Source organism: Klebsiella scottii, assembly GCF_036561945.1.
Taxonomy (GTDB): domain Bacteria; phylum Pseudomonadota; class Gammaproteobacteria; order Enterobacterales; family Enterobacteriaceae; genus Klebsiella; species Klebsiella scottii.
In genome coordinates, this window is record NZ_JARXNI010000020.1 from 883417 (window position 1) to 903071 (window position 19655).

General features: G+C 53.0%; 33 protein-coding genes and 1 pseudogene. 14 read left to right on the forward strand and 20 right to left on the reverse strand.

All coding sequences use genetic code 11. The annotated features are described in order from the left end of the window. Positions 1–8 precede the first annotated feature (8 nt). A complete protein-coding gene (gene rnd, locus QFI97_RS11775; protein ID WP_189339888.1) occupies positions 9–1124 on the forward strand; it encodes a ribonuclease D in 1116 nt (371 codons plus the stop codon). An 83-nt stretch (positions 1125–1207) separates the two neighbouring features. On the opposite strand, the gene minE is transcribed toward rnd, so the two are convergent. The 3 genes from minE to minC are packed head-to-tail and all read right to left on the reverse strand — an operon-like array spanning position 1208 to position 3015. Continuing rightward, entirely contained in the window at positions 1208–1477 is a 270-nt protein-coding gene (minE, locus tag QFI97_RS11780; protein ID WP_002910902.1) for a cell division topological specificity factor MinE, read from the reverse strand. A gap of 3 nt (positions 1478–1480) precedes the next feature. Continuing rightward, on the reverse strand, positions 1481–2293 hold the full coding sequence (gene minD, locus QFI97_RS11785; protein ID WP_041146180.1) for a septum site-determining protein MinD: 813 nt from the start codon (positions 2291–2293) through the stop codon (positions 1481–1483). Between the two features lie 23 nt (positions 2294–2316). Continuing rightward, positions 2317–3015 carry a septum site-determining protein MinC gene (minC, locus tag QFI97_RS11790; protein WP_095101777.1) on the reverse strand — a complete coding sequence of 233 codons (699 nt, stop codon included), beginning with the start codon at positions 3013–3015 and terminating at the stop codon, positions 2317–2319. Between the two features lie 126 nt (positions 3016–3141). On the opposite strand from minC, the gene QFI97_RS11795 reads away from it, so the two are divergent. The 3 genes from QFI97_RS11795 to ycgN all read left to right on the forward strand — a co-directional run bounded on the left by QFI97_RS11795 (position 3142) and on the right by ycgN (position 4712). Then, positions 3142–3420: a YcgL domain-containing protein gene (locus QFI97_RS11795; protein WP_095101779.1), complete on the forward strand. Its 279-nt coding sequence runs from the start codon at positions 3142–3144 to the stop codon at positions 3418–3420. A 92-nt stretch (positions 3421–3512) separates the two neighbouring features. Continuing rightward, positions 3513–4172: a fumarylacetoacetate hydrolase family protein gene (locus QFI97_RS11800; protein WP_095101781.1), complete on the forward strand. Its 660-nt coding sequence runs from the start codon at positions 3513–3515 to the stop codon at positions 4170–4172. Between the two features lie 93 nt (positions 4173–4265). Beyond that, a complete protein-coding gene (ycgN, locus tag QFI97_RS11805) occupies positions 4266–4712 on the forward strand; it encodes a cysteine cluster protein YcgN (RefSeq protein WP_438943428.1) in 447 nt (148 codons plus the stop codon). Between the two features lie 26 nt (positions 4713–4738). On the opposite strand, the gene QFI97_RS11810 is transcribed toward ycgN, so the two are convergent. From QFI97_RS11810 to QFI97_RS11890, 17 genes and pseudogenes are all read right to left on the reverse strand, one after another. Then, entirely contained in the window at positions 4739–6022 is a 1284-nt protein-coding gene (locus QFI97_RS11810) for a site-specific integrase (RefSeq protein ID WP_346431203.1), read from the reverse strand. 33 nt (positions 6023–6055) lie between these two features. Then, a complete protein-coding gene (gene xisR / locus QFI97_RS11815) occupies positions 6056–6307 on the reverse strand; it encodes an excisionase family protein (RefSeq protein WP_346431204.1) in 252 nt (83 codons plus the stop codon). Positions 6308–6309: 2 nt separating this feature from the next. Continuing rightward, entirely contained in the window at positions 6310–6528 is a 219-nt protein-coding gene (locus tag QFI97_RS11820; RefSeq protein WP_346431205.1) for a TraR/DksA family transcriptional regulator, read from the reverse strand. Then, a complete protein-coding gene (locus tag QFI97_RS11825) occupies positions 6525–7229 on the reverse strand; it encodes a hypothetical protein (protein ID WP_346431206.1) in 705 nt (234 codons plus the stop codon). The genes QFI97_RS11820 and QFI97_RS11825 overlap by 4 nt, the downstream gene beginning before the upstream one ends. Next, entirely contained in the window at positions 7226–7504 is a 279-nt protein-coding gene (locus tag QFI97_RS11830) for a hypothetical protein (protein ID WP_049266898.1), read from the reverse strand. The genes QFI97_RS11825 and QFI97_RS11830 overlap by 4 nt, the downstream gene beginning before the upstream one ends. Next, complete coding sequence (locus QFI97_RS11835) at positions 7501–7719, reverse strand: hypothetical protein (RefSeq protein WP_047721000.1); 219 nt, start codon at positions 7717–7719, stop codon at positions 7501–7503. Before QFI97_RS11835 ends, QFI97_RS11830 begins: the two co-directional genes overlap by 4 nt. Beyond that, on the reverse strand, positions 7647–8318 hold the full coding sequence (locus QFI97_RS11840; RefSeq protein WP_346432083.1) for a phage N-6-adenine-methyltransferase: 672 nt from the start codon (positions 8316–8318) through the stop codon (positions 7647–7649). The genes QFI97_RS11835 and QFI97_RS11840 overlap by 73 nt, the downstream gene beginning before the upstream one ends. Then, positions 8307–9719, reverse strand: a pseudogene (gene dcm, locus QFI97_RS11845) (DNA (cytosine-5-)-methyltransferase); the annotation flags it as partial. The pseudogene dcm and the gene QFI97_RS11840, both read right to left, overlap by 12 nt. Beyond that, complete coding sequence (locus QFI97_RS11850; protein WP_346431207.1) at positions 9716–9874, reverse strand: DUF1317 family protein; 159 nt, start codon at positions 9872–9874, stop codon at positions 9716–9718. The pseudogene dcm and the gene QFI97_RS11850, both read right to left, overlap by 4 nt. Before the next feature lie 14 nt (positions 9875–9888). Continuing rightward, a complete protein-coding gene (locus tag QFI97_RS11855) occupies positions 9889–10593 on the reverse strand; it encodes a single stranded DNA-binding domain-containing protein (RefSeq protein WP_346431208.1) in 705 nt (234 codons plus the stop codon). Between the two features lie 12 nt (positions 10594–10605). Beyond that, entirely contained in the window at positions 10606–11274 is a 669-nt protein-coding gene (locus QFI97_RS11860; RefSeq protein WP_346431209.1) for a DEAD/DEAH box helicase family protein, read from the reverse strand. A gap of 1 nt (position 11275) precedes the next feature. Next, positions 11276–11935: an exodeoxyribonuclease X gene (exoX, locus tag QFI97_RS11865; protein ID WP_346431210.1), complete on the reverse strand. Its 660-nt coding sequence runs from the start codon at positions 11933–11935 to the stop codon at positions 11276–11278. Next, positions 11919–12074, reverse strand: a complete 156-nt coding sequence (locus tag QFI97_RS11870) for a hypothetical protein (RefSeq protein ID WP_346431211.1) — start codon at positions 12072–12074, stop codon at positions 11919–11921. Before QFI97_RS11870 ends, exoX begins: the two co-directional genes overlap by 17 nt. Further along, positions 12068–12463 carry a hypothetical protein gene (locus tag QFI97_RS11875; RefSeq protein ID WP_346431212.1) on the reverse strand — a complete coding sequence of 132 codons (396 nt, stop codon included), beginning with the start codon at positions 12461–12463 and terminating at the stop codon, positions 12068–12070. Before QFI97_RS11875 ends, QFI97_RS11870 begins: the two co-directional genes overlap by 7 nt. Positions 12464–12551: 88 nt before the next feature. Beyond that, the gene (locus tag QFI97_RS11880) at positions 12552–12746 is read right to left on the reverse strand and encodes a hypothetical protein (RefSeq protein ID WP_346431213.1); all 195 of its coding nucleotides are present in this window, start codon (positions 12744–12746) and stop codon (positions 12552–12554) included. A gap of 580 nt (positions 12747–13326) precedes the next feature. Continuing rightward, a complete protein-coding gene (locus tag QFI97_RS11885; RefSeq protein WP_117245254.1) occupies positions 13327–14214 on the reverse strand; it encodes a P63C domain-containing protein in 888 nt (295 codons plus the stop codon). A 58-nt stretch (positions 14215–14272) separates the two neighbouring features. Then, positions 14273–14971 carry an XRE family transcriptional regulator gene (locus QFI97_RS11890; protein WP_346432084.1) on the reverse strand — a complete coding sequence of 233 codons (699 nt, stop codon included), beginning with the start codon at positions 14969–14971 and terminating at the stop codon, positions 14273–14275. A 111-nt stretch (positions 14972–15082) separates the two neighbouring features. Between QFI97_RS11890 and QFI97_RS11895 the strand changes: the two genes are divergently transcribed. The 10 genes from QFI97_RS11895 (at position 15083) to QFI97_RS11940 (ending at position 19654) form a co-directional block, all read left to right on the forward strand. Continuing rightward, on the forward strand, positions 15083–15310 hold the full coding sequence (locus QFI97_RS11895; RefSeq protein WP_346431214.1) for a helix-turn-helix domain-containing protein: 228 nt from the start codon (positions 15083–15085) through the stop codon (positions 15308–15310). Positions 15311–15349: 39 nt separating this feature from the next. Further along, the gene (locus QFI97_RS11900) at positions 15350–15571 is read left to right on the forward strand and encodes a CII family transcriptional regulator (RefSeq protein ID WP_346431215.1); all 222 of its coding nucleotides are present in this window, start codon (positions 15350–15352) and stop codon (positions 15569–15571) included. 85 nt (positions 15572–15656) lie between these two features. Next, positions 15657–16517: a replication protein gene (locus QFI97_RS11905; protein ID WP_346431216.1), complete on the forward strand. Its 861-nt coding sequence runs from the start codon at positions 15657–15659 to the stop codon at positions 16515–16517. Then, positions 16514–17362: an ATP-binding protein gene (locus QFI97_RS11910; protein ID WP_346431217.1), complete on the forward strand. Its 849-nt coding sequence runs from the start codon at positions 16514–16516 to the stop codon at positions 17360–17362. Before QFI97_RS11905 ends, QFI97_RS11910 begins: the two co-directional genes overlap by 4 nt. After that, positions 17359–17667 carry a MarR family transcriptional regulator gene (locus QFI97_RS11915; RefSeq protein ID WP_346431218.1) on the forward strand — a complete coding sequence of 103 codons (309 nt, stop codon included), beginning with the start codon at positions 17359–17361 and terminating at the stop codon, positions 17665–17667. Before QFI97_RS11910 ends, QFI97_RS11915 begins: the two co-directional genes overlap by 4 nt. After that, positions 17664–18110 (forward strand): hypothetical protein, encoded by a 447-nt coding sequence (locus QFI97_RS11920; protein ID WP_346431219.1) that lies wholly within the window; start codon positions 17664–17666, stop codon positions 18108–18110. Before QFI97_RS11915 ends, QFI97_RS11920 begins: the two co-directional genes overlap by 4 nt. Further along, positions 18107–18244, forward strand: coding sequence for a hypothetical protein (locus QFI97_RS11925; protein WP_201621079.1), 138 nt, complete (start codon positions 18107–18109; stop codon positions 18242–18244). The genes QFI97_RS11920 and QFI97_RS11925 overlap by 4 nt, the downstream gene beginning before the upstream one ends. Continuing rightward, complete coding sequence (locus QFI97_RS11930; protein WP_224266366.1) at positions 18241–18525, forward strand: hypothetical protein; 285 nt, start codon at positions 18241–18243, stop codon at positions 18523–18525. Before QFI97_RS11925 ends, QFI97_RS11930 begins: the two co-directional genes overlap by 4 nt. Next, complete coding sequence (locus QFI97_RS11935; protein WP_346431220.1) at positions 18522–18857, forward strand: hypothetical protein; 336 nt, start codon at positions 18522–18524, stop codon at positions 18855–18857. Before QFI97_RS11930 ends, QFI97_RS11935 begins: the two co-directional genes overlap by 4 nt. Further along, positions 18854–19654: an ead/Ea22-like family protein gene (locus tag QFI97_RS11940; RefSeq protein ID WP_346431221.1), complete on the forward strand. Its 801-nt coding sequence runs from the start codon at positions 18854–18856 to the stop codon at positions 19652–19654. Before QFI97_RS11935 ends, QFI97_RS11940 begins: the two co-directional genes overlap by 4 nt. The last annotated feature ends 1 nt before the right edge of the window (position 19655 follow it).

The following is a 19655-nucleotide window of genomic DNA, read 5'->3' on the forward strand; positions in this document are numbered from 1 at the left end:
ACTATCAGATGATTACCACCAACGATGGTCTTCGCACCGTCTGTGAAGCGGCAAGCGCGGCAGCTGCGGTTGCGCTGGATACGGAATTTGTCCGCACCCGTACCTATTATCCGCAGCTGGGACTGCTGCAGCTGTTTGATGGCGAGCAGGTTTCGCTCATCGACCCGCTGGAAATCACCGATTGGGCGCCGATGCGTGAACTGCTGCTAAATCAAAACGTCACCAAATACCTGCACGCCGGCAGTGAAGATCTGGAAGTGTTCCTCAACACCTTTAGCCTGATGCCGCAGCCGCTGATTGACACCCAAATCCTGGCGGCGTTCTGCGGTCGCCCGATGTCATGGGGCTTTGCATCGATGGTTGAAGAGTATTCCGGCGTGGCGCTGGATAAGAGCGAATCGCGTACCGACTGGTTGGCCCGTCCGCTGACCGAACGCCAGTGCGACTATGCCGCGGCGGATGTCTGGTATCTGCTGCCCATCGCCAGCAGGCTGATGGCCGAAACGGAAGCCGCCGGCTGGCTGCCAGCCGCGCTGGACGAGTGTCGCCTGATGCAGCAGCGCCGCCAGGAAGTGCAGGACCCTGCGCAGGCGTGGCGCGATATCGGCAACGCCTGGCAGCTGCGCACCCGCCAGCTCGGCTGCCTGCAGCTGCTGGCAGAGTGGCGCCTGCGCAAAGCGCGGGATCGCGACATGGCGGTCAATTTTGTCGTGCGTGAAGAGCACCTGTGGAGCGTGGCGCGCTATATGCCCGGCAGCCTCGGAGAGCTCGATAGCCTCGGGCTATCCGGGAGTGAAATTCGCTTCCACGGTAAAACGCTGATAAGCCTGGTGGCGAAAGCGCAGGAGCTGCCGGAAGAGGCGTTGCCTGAACCGCTGCAAAACCTGGTCGATATGCCGGGATACCGCAAGGTGTTTAAAGAGATTAAAGCGCTGGTGCAGGAGGTGAGCACCGGGACCGGGCTGAGCGCCGAACTGCTGGCGTCCAGACGGCAGATTAACCAGCTGCTGAACTGGCACTGGCAGTTGAAGAGCGGAAATGCTCTGCCGGAGCTGATTTCCGGCTGGCGTAGCGAACTGATGGCCGATCGCCTGCGGGCGCTGTTAAGCGAATATCCGCGCTAGGCAACGACAAATAGCCCGGGGTGATCTCCGGGCTTATGCAACAAACTGGCCCGACAGCGCAAGGCTATCGGGAGGAGCCAGCGTCAGGATTTCGACTCTTCCGTTTCTGGTAAAGTCACGTTCAACTCCAGAATCGAAATATCACCGTCTCGCTGCTCCAGCTGCACGCTGACCATTTCCGGGTCGATCTGCACATACTTACAGATCACTTCCAGAATATCTTTTCGTAGCTGCGGCAGGTAATGCGGTTCAGCATCGCCGCGACGACGCTCCGCGACGATGATTTGCAGGCGCTCTTTCGCAATGTTGGCCGTGTTCTTTTTCCGCGAGAGAAAAAAGTCGAGTAATGCCATAATTTATCCTCCGAACAGGCGTTTGAGGAAACCTTTCTTCTCTTCTTCAATGAAGCGGAAAGGACGTTCTTCTCCGAGCAGACGTTCGACGGTATCGGCGTAGGCCTTACCTGCGTCCGACGCATCATCCAGAATAACCGGCTCACCCTGGTTCGACGCACGCAGCACGGACTGATCTTCCGGAATCACGCCTACCAGATTGATACGCAGAATTTCCAGAACGTCTTCCATGCTCAGCATGTCGCCTTTATTGACGCGACCTGGGTTGTAGCGGGTCAGCAGCAGATGCTCTTTGATCGGCTCTTCACCATTTTCCGCGCGGCGGGATTTGGACGCAAGAATACCGAGGATGCGGTCGGAGTCACGAACGGAGGAGACTTCCGGGTTAGTGGTGATGATGGCTTCGTCAGCGAAATACAGCGCCATCAGCGCACCGGTTTCGATGCCTGCAGGTGAATCGCAGACAACAAAATCGAAATTCATTTTTTTCAGTTCTTCAAGAACCTTGTCTACGCCTTCGCGGGTCAGCGCGTCTTTATCACGCGTCTGGGAAGCGGGGAGGATGTAGAGGTTTTCGGTGCGCTTATCTTTGATTAACGCCTGATTCAGCGTGGCGTCACCCTGAATAACGTTAACGAAGTCATAAACCACCCGGCGCTCGCAGCCCATGATCAGGTCAAGGTTACGCAGGCCAATGTCGAAGTCGATAACGACGGTCTTCTTTCCCTTCTGGGCCAAACCAGTAGCGATGGCCGCGCTGGAGGTGGTCTTGCCGACGCCCCCTTTACCCGAAGTCACAACAATAATGCGTGCCATAGAAATTCCTTGTTAAAAAGGGACTAACTCAACGGTTGAATAGTCAAAGCGTTATCGCCCAGACGCAGACGCGCCGCTTTGCCATAAAATTCGGCCGGGATATTATCACTCAGCCAGTATTCCCCAGCGATGGATACCAGCTCCGCCGTGAGGTGTGAACAAAATATTTGGGCTTCTCTGTCGCCGCCTGCGCCTGCGAGTGCACGACCTCGCATCATGCCATATACATGGATATTGCCGTCGGCGATAAGTTCCGCTCCGGCACTCACATGATTTGTAACAATTAGATCACAGTTTGGTGCATAAATGCGCTGACCGGAACGTACCGGCAGGTCAATCAAACGCGTTTTTGTGATCTGATTAACAACTGGCGCAGCGACGACCGGTTCCGGCGGCGCCTGACGCGGCATTTTTTCTTTCCCTTCCGTCAGCAAAGGGATCCCCGTGCGGTCGATTTCCGTTTTCAGACGCGGGGCTTTGCAGCCGCTCACGCCGATAATGCGTAAACCGGTGCCGGCGATCGCCTCCTGCATAGCGCGCCAGTCGACGACATTTTCGATGTTGCTAATATTCACAACGACCGGGGCGTGACGTAAAAAAGCGGGGGCCTGGGCGATTTTGTCTTCTAACGCCTGACGAATAACCTCGGGATTTGCGTCGTGCAAATGAACGACAGATAAGGTGAAGCTACTGCCCTTAAGTTCGATTGGCGTATTTGACATCCTGGCCTTACTCAATTTGCTGTTTATCACCCGCCGAAGTGCGGTGATATTCCGAAGACTAAAAGGCATGTTATAGTCACTCATATATTGAGGCAAGTGACCACGAGTCTAATTCCGGGTAAAACTATGTTTTGTGTGATCTATCGAAGTACTAAACGTGAGCAAACCTATTTATATGTCGAAAAAAAGGACGATTTCTCACGTGTGCCCCCTGAATTAATGAGCAGCTTCGGCGCGCCGAAAATGACCATGCTGCTGCCGCTCGACGGGCGTAAAAAACTGGTCGGCGCTGACCTGGAAAAAGTCAAACAGGCGTTGAGCGATCAGGGCTATTATCTACAGCTTCCTCCACCGCCTGAGAATTTACTCAAGAAACACCTGGCGGAACAGGGGAATAATCCTTAAATAATTCAGACTGCCGGAAGGAGAACGTCGTTCGCGCCGAGGCGGCCTGAAGTAAAAGGGTATCACTCTGATTCACCCACTAAGGGGAAATAATGTACCAACATCATAACTGGCAGGGAGCATTACTGGATTTTCCGGTAAGCAAGGTCGTTTGCGTGGGCAGCAATTATGCAAACCACATCAAGGAAATGGGCAGTGCGACGCCGGAAGAACCGGTGCTGTTTATTAAACCTGAGACGGCGTTATGCGATATCCGTCAGCCGTTGGTGCTTCCTGAGGGGCTGGGATCGGTGCATCACGAAGTGGAGCTGGCGGTGCTGATTGGCAGCACGCTGCGGCAGGCGACCGAAGAGCACGTGCTTAAAGCGATCGCGGGCTACGGCGTGGCGCTGGATCTGACCCTGCGCGACCTGCAGGGCAAAATGAAAAAAGCCGGCCAGCCGTGGGAGAAGGCCAAGGGATTCGACAACTCCTGCCCGATCTCCGGTTTTATCCCCGCAGCCGAGTTCCACGGTGACCCGCAGAACACGGCGCTGAGCCTGAAGGTGAACGGCGCTGCTCGCCAGCAGGGCACCACCGCCGATATGATCCATAAAATTGTGCCGCTGATTGCCTATATGTCGCGCTTCTTTACCCTGAAGGCCGGCGACGTGGTGCTTACCGGCACCCCGGAAGGCGTCGGCCCGCTGAATAGCGGCGACGAGCTGGAAGTCGGTTTTAACGGTTTAACCCTGTCCACTCGCGTACTGTAACGTCCTTTTGCCGCCTCCCGAGGCGGCAAAACTTGCATCGGCGTGCCAGACTGGTTATAAGGTGCACCCTGAATTGCAATGACGGACATCCCTATGAGCGAACAACTCTTCTGGCAACATAAAACGCTGGAGCAAATGACCGACGCGGAGTGGGAATCACTGTGCGACGGCTGCGGACAGTGCTGCCTGCATAAGCTGATGGATGAGGATACTGACGAAATCTATTTTACTAACGTCGCCTGCCGTCAGTTAAATATTAAAACCTGCCAGTGTCGTAACTATGAGCGGCGCTTCGAGTATGAGCCGGACTGCATCAAGCTTACGCGAGACAACCTGCCGACCTTTGAGTGGCTGCCGCCAACCTGCGCCTATCGCCTGCTTGCTGGAGGTCAGCCGCTGCCGCACTGGCACCCGCTGTTAACCGGATCGAAGGCGGCGATGCACGGCGAGCGTATTTCCGTGCGCCATATTGCGGTGAAAGAGTCCACCGTCAACGACTGGCAGGACCATATTTTAAACAAGCCTGACTGGGCGCAGTGATAGCTTGATTCATAAGGTGTTTTCCATTACATGGAAATGGCCTGGGGCATCTGTGGGGCATCGGTGTTGAAATTAGCATTAAGAATGCTCAACTGATCGACGTTGTTATCGCTCATCCATTTGCCGTAAACGTTGTAAACCATCTGGGCTGAAGTGTGGCCCATTTGAGCTGCAATAAAGTTTGGGTTTGCCCCGGCACTCAACGCCCAACATGCGTAGGTATGACGTGATTCATACGCGCGGCGATGTCTGATCCCCGCACGCTTGAGAATGTCATTCCACGTGGCACCAAATGACCCGGGCGCGTACCAGTGGCCGCCCATTCCATTTCTGGCGGTCAGCCGCGGTACGAAAACGAAAGTGCAGGCATCCACCCGAACCCGTCCAAACTCGCGCAGATGAACGTCAATCTGGTGCTGCTTACCCATCCGTGTATACGCAAGTTGGTTCTTCAGCGCCTGGATGGCCGGCTCAGTCAGATTAACAACCCGATTCCCGCTTTCAGTTTTGGGCGGGGTGAAATGTCCTTTTATGGCGATGTTCCGGCTTATAGTTATCGTGCCTTCTTTCAGGTCGATATCCTCCCATGCAAGGGCAGAGATTTCGCCATGCCGCATACCTGTGTTAATCGCGAGCACCCACAAATTGCGGATCTGTTCAGACGGGCAACCATCCAACATTCTCCGATATTCGGTTTTTGTTAACGGGTCCGGGTCGGCTTTGCTTTTCCTGAGCGGAGCTATCCCGGCAAATGGCGATTTATCGATGTATCCGTTCATCTCAGCAAACTTGAACATCTGGGAAAAGCAATTCAGATAAACGTTCACCGTTCTGACCGTCCTCCCTTTTTTTGCCGATCGGTTTTTCTGGTGTTTACCGCAGATTTGAAAACCGGTTAGCAGTTCTTTGCGCACAAGCAGCACATCTTCGTTACTGAATGCTCCTACTGGTTTCTCTGGCCCGAGAATTTCAGTGCATATTTTAATGTAAGAGACGTACCGATTGTGCGCATTCTCCGTTATCTCCATGCGTTTCAGTTCGAGCCACCGATCTGACAGATTTTTCAATGTCACACCAAGCTGGCTGAAACCAAATCTTCGCAGGTTAGGTGATTGCGGGAATTGGGCGGGGTAATTGAAAGCCCCTGTTTTGACCGCATAGCAGATAGAAGTACGCAATTCGCCGGCTACTTTTCTGTTTTTTGGCGTATCTGGTACGCCAAGACTTTCCCTTACCCTGACTCCCTGGTAGATAAACCACAAGCGGAGCGTGCCGCCGTGGTTTTCCACCCCTGTTGGGTATTTGATCATAACGATTCCTCGTTGGTTGAAAGGAAAGAGTATTTAAACAGATTGCTTTCGTGGTTTCGCCGGCTTCTGTCTTTCGATCCACATATCGATTTCATCGATGTTGTAAAAACATGGGCTGTTGTCCCAGGGCTCACAGTCGAAAGACACGTGACGGTATTCCTTCCCTTCGAGAAAGGTGTTTTCACGAGCCTTTTTGAGCGTCCCCTTTTTGATTCCCTTCATGGCGATCAGCTGGTCTTCAGCAACCCATTTTCCGGGGGAAACCATCACAACAACTTCACCCATAATCACCTCCGATGCTTTCCGCGTTCTTCAGCCACTTCCTGACAATCCGCGCAGCGCTGGCAGCCTGCCACCACCTCCCGGCGCCGCATCGGTATCTCATCCCCGCATTCCACACAATGAGTCGCCGATACTGCGTTATGGTTGATGCGGCACTTTGCAATGGCGGCTTCTCGCTGAAGCTCGGCCAGCTCGTTGGCCTGATCGATGATTTCTGCGCTCATGCGTCGACTCCTTTAAAGGCCAAAAACGTAGTCATCGCTTTATCAACAATCTTCGCGTTGTGGTATTTGCTGATGGCCCAGGTGATAGCAAACAGAATCCAGCGGAAATGGCTGGTATACGTCTTAAAGGTCAGGCCGTCGCAGATGTCCCAGGCGCTAAACCTTTCAGGCCAATCAGCATCATAAACAGCGTTATAAGCTTCAAAATCGTTGTTGAACTCAGCCCTGCATAATTCACGGACAATTTCGCGCACCCTTGCTTTATCGCTATCTGGCGTATCGTCATCGTCGTCCCAGTCTTCATCTTCTTCTGGTTCTAAGCCCTCCTCATCCTCCAGGTAATCACTAAGCGACTCTTTCAGGCTTTTGCAGAACGCCTCGTGGTTATATTCTTTTGCCAGCATTTCGCGCGCCGAACAGCCAGCGCCAGCTTCCAGCTTTTCAGACCAATAACTGGTATTAATCTCTCCTTCAAAGGCTCCAAAAAACTTGAACATGTCCGCGATACGGGAGAAGGTCCAGGTTCCCATGTCACCGGTGACGGTCAGGTAGCCAGGCCAGGTGATCACGTCGTAGTAGTAGCAGGACGTTCCCGGCTGCTGCATGCGCAGGTGCCGATACAGACCATCATCACGGATGATTTCCAGACGGTGAAATGCGGTATCGATCAAAAATCGCGAGTCAATTTCGAAGAAGCTCATAACTCGACCGCCTTACTCAGATTCTCACCGAGTGCAAAGATGTAGTCGCGCAACTCTTCCAGTGACTGCGCTTCTGATTGCAGGATTTCCCGGTGGCATAACTCTTTCACCAGGTGCTCAAATTTGCTGTAGTAACCGATGCGAGAGAGGGTTTCATTGCCGAAGTTTTTACTTTTCTCATCGGTTACTGTTTTCTTCTCGCTCAAAACAAGGTCTTGTGCTGACCCGGTGACGACGTATGTATCGCCAAGTTCGATGTAAAGTTTTTTGCTCATGATTCCACTCCATACCGCCCATTCATGCGGCCAATGCTGCTGACGAATGCCGTAAGGCTGATGCCCATTGGCTTTATCTTTTCGTGATGCTTTTTGAGGATCGGCGGCACCACGTCATTCCATTTAGGTTTTGGTTTAGCCTTTAGAGCCCGGCGTATTTCCTCCGCGCATTGGCGGCCTTGGTTACGCATAACGTTTTCGATTTCTGGAGTAATGCTGCCTCCCGCTTAGCTATCAAACGGGCCCCGAAATTCATCAGAGCATCACGCTCAACGGTCGTGAACTGGCAGTGGGTGCGCGGGTAGGGATGCCAGATAATCAGCATTGAGCCTTTGTTGTTGCCGCTAACAGGCTTCCCGGATACCGGATTGATGAAGGCCAGGCGACCGCCGACGATGAACCGTACTTCGCTGGCAGTCTCGATAGCCTCACGGAACCAGCCGACGGATGTATCTGCCGGGACCAGCATCACCGTGCCGATCTGATTGGCGCTCTCGGCGGCTGCCTTTTTCACGAATGGCGTAATGTCGCTGTATGGCGGGTTCAGCCAGACGTAGCCGGGAATGCTCAGGTAATCAGCCCATGGCGTTTCAAGCGTGTTCTGCTCTTCCGTGATATAGCGGTTGCACAGCGCGTTATCAGCTGACGCGGCTGCATCCAGTTTTAGGCAGAATTCCGCATCCAGAGCGACGAACAAAGGGATCGGCGTCTGCCATAGGTTGCGCTGTTCTATAGGCGTTTTGCTTCCGCCATAATCACTCGCAGATTTTTTAGCAGGCAGAGCTGCTGCGATACGTTCGCCTATCCAGCGCATAACTGGCACAGCCATGCTATTGCCGATAGCGCGATAACGGGGGCCATCCGGGCATTCAGCCGCTTCTTTCCCGCGCCATGAAATCAGCGTGTGGTTGTCAGGGAAGCCCTGCAGGCGCTCGCATTCGATAGGCATAAGGCGGCGAACCTGCATCCCAAACTGAACGGCGTCGGCAGATGCTTGAGAGTCCATAGTAAACGCGACGTCTTCCTGCCAGCCCTTTCCTTGCGGGCCCGCATCATCATGTCGGCCTATACTTGCATGCTGAATGCATATGGCCGGAGGCTGTCCGCTGTTAGCGTTTCCTTTATCTGAATTCCCGGCGCGTAATGTCGGAGACAGGTCTTCTGATGCGTCTGCTCCATGGTCTTTGTAACTGAACGCGATACAGGCATTTTCCTGTCCGTGATTTCGGCCCAGCGTGTGAGCTACTTCGCGGTTGGTATCCGGATCCTGCGTGCCATGCACAGCGAAGGTCTCGACATCAAAATCAATACGCTGGCCCTTGGCTGTCAGGCAGGCGGCAACATCGATGTTTCCGCTGGTATTTCCGCCACCGAAAGCAATTACAGGAATTCCTCGCCCGGTACCGTCTTCACTTCCATCAAAGCCTTCCGCTTTCAGCGTGTGGCTGATATCTCCGTTGGCACACTCTGCGATGATGTGTCCTGCTTGGGCCTGATTGTCATCTGCGCCACACGTTCCAACGCCTCGCGCAGTAAGGGCGGCAACTGCCGATTTCGGTTCTCTGCTCGGCGGAGTATCCCGGCGCACGCCTTCGGACTCAAAAAGTACTTGGCCGGGATCGAATCCTTTTCGAGCACTTGCGACAACGAACACACGCTTGCGTCGTTGGGCCACTCCGAAATATTGGGCGTCTTTGACGATCCAAGCGATTGCCCTTTGGGGTCCATACACACAACCAGAGTGCGTCCATTTTCCCCCTGATGGGTGCAATTCACTGCTTTCTCCGGCAAGTCCTGCCAGAAAGCAACCAAAGGCGTTGTCGTGGCTTGTGAGGACGCCGGGGACGTTTTCCCAGACGAAGATCGCTTCTTCTTCTCCGCGCTCGATGCGCTTGTCGTCGATTGCATTCGCTAATTCCACATATGAAAGGGTTAACTGACCACGGGCATCGGCAAGGCCATTGCGCAGACCCGCAATGCTGAACGCCTGGCAAGGTGTGCCGCCGACCATCACATCCGGCGCTTGCACATCTCCAGATCGAACCGCAGCAGCGATTTTTGTCATGTCGCCGAGGTTCACGACTTCGGGCCAGCGTTCTGCAAGTACCGCTGACGGGAAAGCTTCAATTTCAGAGAACCATGCAGCCTTCCATCCGAGAGGCCCCCAGGCGACCGTCGCGGCTTCAATGCCACTGCAAATAGATCCGTAAATCATTGCGCACCTCTTTTCATGTCCATCGCTTCAGCCAGCCGCTGAGCCTTAAACGGGTTTCTAACAACTTCACCCCAGGGCATTAGCCAGCCACTTTTTAACTTCAGGAAGGGGAGGCGCACAGCGCCAACCCTGATATCGTCCTGAGCGTGTTTCATGCTCACCCGCCTTTTTAGAACGGGATGTCATCGTCAAAATCCGGCGGATTTTGGATTTGTTGAGAATGCTGGTTAGCCGCCGTCTGCAGGCGAGACTGAGGGACAGCATTGGGGTTTTGCGCGTAAGGGTTTGCGCCAGCCTGCTGGCGACCACCGCCGGAAAATTGAGCGCTACCCTGAACGCGATCGTCTTTGTCTTTCATAGACTGCTCGAGAGCGCTGATCGCTGTCGCCGGCTCATTCTCGCTGTATTCCGCATAAGTGCGGCGCGTACCAGGCTGGAACACATGGCGGACCTCGAATTTATAGCCGTCAGAACCGTCGCCTTTGGTGTACAGGACCTTCTGCAGGAAGAGTCCGACTTTCTTACCTTCCAGTGCAGGGCAATGCCACTCAGTGCCTTCAGTAGTCTGGATCTGTTCTGGTTGGGCGTTCTTCACTTGCGCAGCCCAAAGGATGGCTGAAATTAAGCCCATGCCGAAGGTCTGCTGACCATCTTTCCCGATAAAGTTGATACGCAGGTAGTTCGCTTTGGCTCCGTTACTGTCCAGGCTAAGCTCAAGCGCCTGGGACTGGCTGCCGTCTTTCCCGAAGGTATAAATTGCGGAGGCGATTACCCCCTCATATGCTCCCGTTTCGCTGATGCCGCCAGTGCTGCCGGCTTTCTTAGCCATCGACGCTGCTTCGGTGTTCCATACAAAAGGCATTGGTTGGTTCATAGTGGTGATTCCTTATAATTCAGTCATAAATTCGGTGATAGCGACGTCAACAGCTTTCAGGTCGTTATCCATTTCAGTAAGCCCCGGGAACAGGTCTGGCGGCGCTTTGGCGGTGTCGTTGTCGTCACCCTTAATCAAAAAAACGTGCTTCCCGTCTTTCTTGATGGCCCGCAGGACGATGGAGAAATAGCCCTCAGGGGTAAGCTTCTCGTTCAGCATCTTGCCGGTTGTCTTCATCCGGATTTTCCCGTCTGACTCTTCTGTGTGAGCCAGGAAGTAAACCCGGAAGTCATCCGGCAGACGGGTGGCAGCCATGATGATTTGCCAGACGTGATCGGCCATTTCGGTAAATTTCTGATACCCGGTCTGGTATGCGCGCATCATGTTTTCGTGCTGCATAACAACCTGAAAATCGTCGATAACCAGAATGCGGCGATTCTTCGACAGAACCATGCGATTAATGGAGTCCAGCACCGCATCCCAAGCATCAAAGCGGATGATGTTTCCGCGCTGCACAGAGCCATCCGGTAACTCTTTCCCGTTCAGCTTCCATCCGGTAGCGCGGAACGGGAGCATCTTGGGAATGCATTGCAGCAGGATCACTTCGTCGGGCGTGAAATTGCGCAGGCTGAACGACTTGCCGGCGCCGCTGTCGCCCAGGATGAGTACAGGCGTTCCCATATCAGGCTCCTTTCAACCAGTGCTTAACGGTGAATTCCATGTCTTCATCCAGATCGGTACCGAGTAGCCAGCGGAGATATCCCTTATCTTCTGATGCAATTTCCGCGAAGGTTTTTCCCTTGTGCTTGCCGAAGCGGATCCGGTAAAGCAGGGACGGGCTTGCTGAAATTTCACGCATTTCGCGGATTGTCCATTGAGCTTCCCGGCCCATGTACATCAACAGTTCTGCGGTGACGTAGCAGTCGTACAGCGCGCGGTGCGCATACAACCCTTCTGGCACATCAGGCTTCAGGCCAAGGCAGTAGCGCAGATACTGGTTTCCATGGCTTTCCAGTTCCGGATAGAGCTTTCTGGCGAGCTTCAGCGTGCAAATCCACGGAGCATCAATCTGCGGTAACTTGCTCTTGTCGAAGGCGGCGTTGTGCGCCACGTAAACATCGGCGCCAAGGTAACGACCGATCACGTCAGAAATCAGTGGAGCATCAGCCACCATGTCTTCGGTGATGTGGTGGATAGCCATTGCTGCGAAGCCAATCTCTTCAGGTGGGCGAACCAGGTCGCTCATAGGGTTGCAGATGACACCGTTAACGATGTCTACGCTTGCAATCTCAACGATGCCGCCTTCAAAGCCGGTTGTTTCGGTATCAACTAGGCGTAACATTTTTCATCTCCGTGTTCGCATCGGTAACTGCGTCATATTCGGCCAGTTGGCTGGCCGCGCTTTCGAGGTCTTCAGGCTGCAGGCCAAAGGCGAGGATCACCATTGCCAGCGCCAGCATTCCGCTTTGTTGGTTTACCATTGGGCCCTCCGGGTTGATTTCTGCCGGTTCGAATGCTTTGCGAAATAGAACTCAGCACACCCTTTGTCCTCACAGAAGCAGGCCTGACGGGTTGTCATATAGGTGTGAATGGCGCGTTTAACGCAGTCTGTTGGATGGCGCAGTACGCCGCAGAACTCACAACGCACGGCATTAAGGTGTTCGGTAGCGGTGGACAGGAAAATATTTTCCTCAAAGCTGCCCTGCACACCGCGGGAGTCGATGTATTCGACCATGCTCTGAGTGATGCCGGCGGCGTTGGTAAATGACCCAAGGCCAACCAGTTTCACGATGTGTCCGCCCATTTTCAGGCGAGTGCCTGCAGGCAGAACGGCGAGACGATCGGCGGTTAAGCGTGGTAATGGTTGCATGGTTTAACCCTCCAAAAGGTTGAGAGATGTCCGGCGCGATAAAAGCCGCCTGATAGCTCAGTTAAATTCGTGCGCTGATATGCGCGGGTTAATGCGTCCCGGCTGGCACCAGGTTTGGCAGCAGGTCGCGCGCCTCGAATGCCTTACGAATGTGGCGCAGGTTTCCCTGTGGCTCGAACCAGAAGGTTTCTTTCAGGTAATCCCGCGATACCTTCCATGTGGCGCCAGTTTTAGCGTTGCGCATCATCACTGCACGGCCGTTGTTTGGAATTGGCTTAGCCATTGAACACCCCCGCAACATGCAAAATCTTGATAATCACCGCTGACCAGACGACAAGCCCGATAGCAACCGCGAAAACTAATGAGCGAATGCCGTTTCTGCTCATGCGTCACCACCAGGTAGCAGGCAGAACGCGCTTACAACCAGAACGCAGACCACAATTGCAAATGCGTGGGCCAGGAACTTAAACCACTCGTGTTTATCTTCTTCACGGATCATCTCATCCCCTTCGCCTTATAGCCGGCAAGCTGAGCTTTGTTACGATTACCGGCGTTGCCGGTGTTGTTTGGATGAGTTGATAATAGCAATGGCTATTGGTTATAGCAATGCGTATTGATATTAATCAATAGCAAAAAGAATTAAATGACTGATAGCAAAACGAATTTATTTTTATTTGCGTGATGACTTGCTCAAAAAATCATCGCGAGAGGCCGACTAATAAAACGTGACGAGTTGGAAGAGGACCGCAAAGCGTTCATAGCTGCATGGGCAGACATACGGGTTTTCTGCTGAAGAGGTGCGGAAGGGGGGGGTAGGGAGCAGGCAAAAGAAAACCCGGCGCGGTGGCCGGGCTGGGCTTGGTTTAATCAGTGTCTTTATCGTCGGTTTTAGCAGGGGGAAGGTACATGGTCATCTGCACTTGCTTCTTGCCATAGTGCTGAGCCACTCGGGCTCTCAATTCATGCATTGTATCGCATGTTTTCGCTACACCAATAACCTCCCAGCATCGTGACACCAGTTGTCTTACGCCTAAGTTCTCTGTTAATTGCCTGTGCCAATGAACTCCCGCAGCCGGTTTATTTTCTTTTAAGTATCTTGCTACATCGGCATCCAGCGTATCGTAGATAAGCTCAATAACAAGCTTTCCCCACCATTTTGGTCGAGTTTGAAGCGGCGTACTCCATCCGGTAAGTCTGCCGAATTCCTCCCAGAGCTCATCGGGAAATGTCTTTTCCCACGCCCTAAGCTCTTCAGCAATAAAGGCCCTGAGTTTTACCTGGAGTGCGTCCTCAGCGCGCTCGTATTGATATCCGGTTGCTTCATCGATAAGGGCATCCAGACCTGTCCTTGTTAAGCCCGCGGTAAGAACTGCACACTTAATAGCTATTTGACGCTGTCGTTCCGTGAGCTGAGCGTCTTGGTATAATGCTTGAACATAGCCACGACATATTAGTTCGAAGTGCTCTGTTTTTAATCCTTGGCTTTTGAATTGGGTTCCTGGGATTGAAAATTCAATAAGTTCCGCCAGGATTAAGTCGCTGTTAATAAAAGGTTTTATTGCTTTTGCGCCAATGTAGTCCGCCAGCGCACTCGATTCAACTTCTGCTATGGCTTTTACTGTCGCACGCAGGGCAATTACTCGTTCACCGGTGTCAAGAACATAACAATCAATGTCCTCACCACCAAGATTGATTTTTCCTTTCCATTTAGCGAAAGGGGATGGCATTTGTAGCATTTCTTCACTTTCCATTACTCATCCTTTTGCTGTGTAAAAAACTTACCAAACACCTCATCAGGCCACTGGCTGGCTAACCATGCTTCCTGTACGTCTGGGGCATGCTACCGATAACCTTCCCGAACACGAATACCCGGTTCATTTCGTCTTTCTCGATCGGTTCCCAGGCTGCATAAATCTTGTTGTCTGAGATAACAATCAGTTTGTCTTTCATCTTCTGCAGGCGCTTAACATGCGCTGTGTCGTCGTAAAGGAAGGCGTAAATCCCGTCACCGTCGAAGCTCTTCACGCTGATGTCAACAAACAGCAGATCACCTGGCTCAATCGTACCCGACATGCTGTCGCCTCGGACGTTGATAATTCTGATGTTTTCGGCCTTGCGCCCATCGAACATATGGCGGGCCTCAGCTGGCGCATATTCGACAGAGTGCAGTATCTCCACAAACTCCTGATTTATCACTCCCTGGCCAGCGCTGACTAAAATATCCAACACATCCAATCTGAAAACGTCCGGATCACCATTTTTCGGCGAAATTGATTTTGGCTGCTGCCCGTCTTCTCGCATCGGCCCCCGCCCTGTTGATAGCCAGTCAGATCTGACACCCAAAGCATTAGCTATCTCAACAATCTTTGTTGATCCCCTAGCGTTTCCACTGGCAAGGCGCCATATGGTCGGCTGCGCAATTCCGGAGGCTTTTGCAAGCGCCCCTTGGGACATTCCAGCCACATTCATGGCCTCGTTTAGACGATCTGCAAGAGTTTCTTTTTTCATAGTCTCAAATTTATACGCTTGCGTATTGATGGTCAAAAAACGTTTTGCTATTGCCAAAGTCAATACGCATTGCTATTATCAAATCACACCAATACTTATAGGAATTGGAATATGACAAACAAAACCATCCAGAAGGCAATTGATATCGCTGGCAGTCAAAAAAAATTGGCCGATCTGTGTGGCGTAGCACAGCCGACGGTTTGGCGCTGGCTGCATGGAGGCGGCATTGATGCACGCTATGTAATGAAAATCGTGTCTGCAACTAACGGCAGGGTTCTAGCGGCAGACATTCGCCCTGACCTTGCGCAGTTACTGAGTGCGCATTCTCCGGCCGCCTAACCGGCGGCCTTTCAAACAACACCAGAGGAAGTATCACAAATGGAGACATCAACAGCACGCAACAAAGTGGAGGCCCGGAGGATAGAGAGCTGGTTACACAGCCAGATAAACGACCTGGGCGCCACGGCAATAGCGAAGGTGGCCGGCGTCAACAAGTCAACGGTGAGTCGGTGGCGGGAAAGTTTGCTGCCGAACATGTCACTGCTGCTGGCCATCCTGATTTCGAACAGGCTGGGAGAGAAGGGGGATTTTGAGGCATGAAGGGTAACAAAAATGGAGAAAGCCGCGGTGCTGGAACACCAACGGCTTTCAGGCGAATTAACTGGATCAATTCACAGGAGTAATTATGGCAAATACTGCCGAAGTAATCAATTTCCCTGTGCCTGTCGTGGCACTACAGGAGCTGCGCGTGGCAGATCTCGACGATGGGTTTACGCGCATCGCCAATGAGCTCCTTGAGGCTGTCATGCTTTCGGGGTTATCCCAGCATCAGCTTTTGGTGTTCATGGCGGTCATGCGCAAAACATACGGCTTCAACAAAAAATCTGACTGGGTGAGCAACGAACAGATTTCATTGCTGACAGGCATTCTTCCACATAAGTGCTCGGCAGCGAAAAGCGCGCTGGTCAAGCGAGGGATTTTTACTCAAGCCGGCCGGATCGTGGGCATTAACAAAGCGGTCGGTGAATGGTCATCCTTACCCGTAACAGGTAAAGAAAATAAAGCTTACCTTAAAGAGGTAAATTTACCCGAATCAGGTAAGAAAAGTTTACCCGAATCAGGTAACGCCTATTACCCAAATCAGGTAAACACAAAAGACAAACATACAAAAGACAATAAAGACAGTATTAATAACCCCCATAAATCCCCCAAGGCGGTTTCGTTCGACCCGACGAATGTTCAACTTCCAGGCTGGCTTTCTGCAGAAGTCTGGTCGTCATGGGTGGCATACCGTCGTGACCTGAAAAAGCCGATCAAGTCCCAGCAGACTGTCACCCAGGCCGTCAACCTGCTGGACCGCTGCAGGCAGAGCGGGTACCCACCTGAAGAAATTATCAACCAGAGCATCGCCAACGGCTGGCAGGGACTGTTTGAGCCGAAAGGTTCTAAACCACAGCCGCGCCCTCAGAGTCGTGTCACCGAAAACTTTTCCGGCAAGGACTATGGCAAAACTGAAATGCCTTCATGGATGGGGGATCAGCAATGACCATCGACGAAAAAATCACTCTGCTGAAAAAACACCTGGTGGAGTTATCACAGCCAGCTGCGTTCATCGAAAACACCGAAGTTCTGACAGAAACTGTGGTTTGTGAAAAGCACGGGGAGTATGAGCAGCGTAAACGGGTTTCAACCAGCCCGGTAAAACTGTCTGGAGCCCCAACTCGCTGTCCGGGATGCCTGCAGGAAGAACTCGCGTTCATGCTCAGCGAAAAATCCCGCTGGGATGACAGGAGTCGTCGATCAAACGTAGAGCGCATGCTGCTTGAGCTAAAAATCCCTGCGCGATTCGAATCCTGCACGCTGGAGAGCTACCAGCCGGTTAGCGAAGACGCCGGACGTGCCCTGAAAATCTGCCAGGCATACGCAAGCCGCTGGCCGGAACGCCTGAAGCAGGGCGGTGGTCTCGTCATGTGCGGCAAGCCAGGGACGGGAAAGAACCACCTCGCGCTGGCTATAGCGCGGCATGTGATTTCTGAGCATCAGAGCCCGGTCATTTTCACAACGGCGCTGAAAATCTCTCGTGAGTTCAAATCAACCTGGTCGAAAACATCCACGCGGACTGAGGACGAAGTGATCCGCCACTTCACCAGTCCTGACCTGCTCATCATTGACGAGGTCGGTGTGCAGTTCGGCACTGACGCCGAGAAGATGATCATGTTCGAAATCATCAACACCCGCTATGAACGCCTCAAGCCGACGATCCTGATTAGTAACCTCCCCAAAGAGGAGCTGACGCAGTTCATTGGCGAGCGCGTTATCGACCGAATGAACGACGGCGGCGGATGCACTATTTCGTTTACCTGGGACAGCTATCGGGAGAACCGGTCATGAAAGTTATCAGCAATAGGCAGCGAATTATCAATTACATAGGCAAACACCCCGGATGCACTTTTGCCGAGGTTATCGAAGGCACAGACCTGCTTAAGTCCTGCGTTAACTCAGCGCTTTGCAAGCTATCAGAAAGCAAAGAAATCAGGCGTTCTGGCCCGAAAGGAGCTTACACATATTCACTTCCTTCATGGCAAAAAATCGTCGAGCCGGTACGGGAATTCACATTCGAGTTTACGCCCTATTTTGGCTGCAAAAACCCAATGACAAACCTGTTTAACCAGTGCCTGGCGGGAGTGAGAAAATGAACATTGAAACGGTAAACGAGCTCATAGCCTCTCTGGAGAGCGCAGGCGAGCTCTCAATCAAAGAGCGGAAGTATCTGGAACTGGCTAAAGCGTATGTGCAGCTGGCTGCGGAGAATGTGGGTCTGAAGGCGACGAGTGATGATCGTCGCGTGTTCATCATGAACGGGGTGCAGTTGGGTTATATCAAGGTGCCAACAGTTGAAATAGACCCGGCCCTTGAAACCATTCGTATTGCTGTATCGCCGCAAGAGCCAACTCCCGCCACCGATCGCATCGTAGCCGGGATTAAGGCTGATGGGGTATTGCAGTACGCCGAAAATCTTGACAGTGCCGCGGATGATGCGGAGCGAGGTGGTTACGATGACGCTGTTAAGTGTTTGCGGTCAGAGGCTTCGGCGGCGCGCTTGTTTGCCGCACAGCTTCGTAAAGGAGCAGCCAAATGAGCAAGATTCAAAAACCTACCGTCCCTGATTGGATGCAGCCAACGGCTCCGCTCACTGATGCGCAGCGCGAGGAGCTACGGCAAGCCATCCGTGCGTATATCCGTCGCCGGAAAGACGAGGAGCGTGCCGCATGAGCAACGCTATCGACGCACACCTCACCGACGAAGTGATCAACGCCGCATTCGAAAACACCAACTTCGGGCGCGATGACTTTCGAACCATCCTGGCTGAAACCGTTATGAAGCGTGCCGCCGGTTATCACTCTGGCTGGACGGCAACAACCATTTGCACCCGTCTCAAACTGCTGGGTAAGCAGGAGCGGCCAACAAAGCTCGGCCTGACGTTCGCCTTTCACCACTACTACCGCCAGAGCGTCCGCGATGCGCTGATGCCAAAACAGGAGCCTTCAGCATGAACAAAATCACAGCACTACCGGTAACACGCAACGCTACCTACGGATTCTGGACCCATCCTTGCTTTGACGAGCTTTGCGGCGACCGCGAGGGGGTTACGACCGCAGAGTTTAACGAGTGGATTGATGCCAATGGCCTGCAATCCTCCATGTCATTTCTGGAATGTAGCGACGATGAAGAGGCCCGCGCCGAGTATGAAAGCGGCGAAGGTTCATTCACGAAATGGAGCCCGGAGCGCCCGGACGGCGACGGCTGGTTTGTCGGTTCGATTCATGACACAGAAGACGGCCCGGTATGCATCTGGTTTCGCCATGTCGAAGGTGGTGCCGCATGACAACTGATATCACCGAACTGGCGCAGAGCCTGAAAGCGGCAGCAGAGAAAGCGACTCCCGGCGAGTGGGTGCTTCAATTATGCGATGAGATATACGCCACTAATGACGGTGTGGATTATGAGCAGGTGGCAATCGCAACGCTCGACGCCCGTGATGCGGATTACATCGCCCTGGCTAACCCTGCCAATGTTCGTGCGCTGGTAGAGGCGCTGGAGAAGGCGCACGCCAAAGCAACTCAGCAGGGGAATATTGCTGCGCTCTGTTTGACGAGGTTACCCAGCTGCGCCGCCATGCTCCAGGCTGGCAACTCTCCGCAATCAATGAAGTGCAAAACAGCCGATGAGCTGCTGGCATGTGTGCCACGGAATACAGGACGCTCACGCGAGCACTTCATCTCCCTGTGCAATGAGTTCTGGAACTGGTCAGAAATGGACCTGGTTTGTGCTGATGACAGGGGTTACGAGCTGAGAATGGAGTGGGACGGCAAGGTATTTAAGCATCCCGTAACGCAGGCACTGTGGCGAATGTATCAGGCTGCACCCGGAAACTCTCCGGTAATTCCGGATGGTTACGTGATGGTGCCTATGAGGTTAACCGCTGAGAACGGTGCGAAAGCAGCGCTTCTCGGGGAGTTCAACCTTGAATACTCGCTGACCTGCCATGAATGCTTTGGTGAAGGGTGCGACGACTGCAGCGGCGAGGGGACATGGACAAACACTATCCCGATTGATTGGACAACCATCAAAAAAATCTGGGCTAAAGGCGTTGAGCATTTCGCAGCAGCCCGCAGGAGGTGAA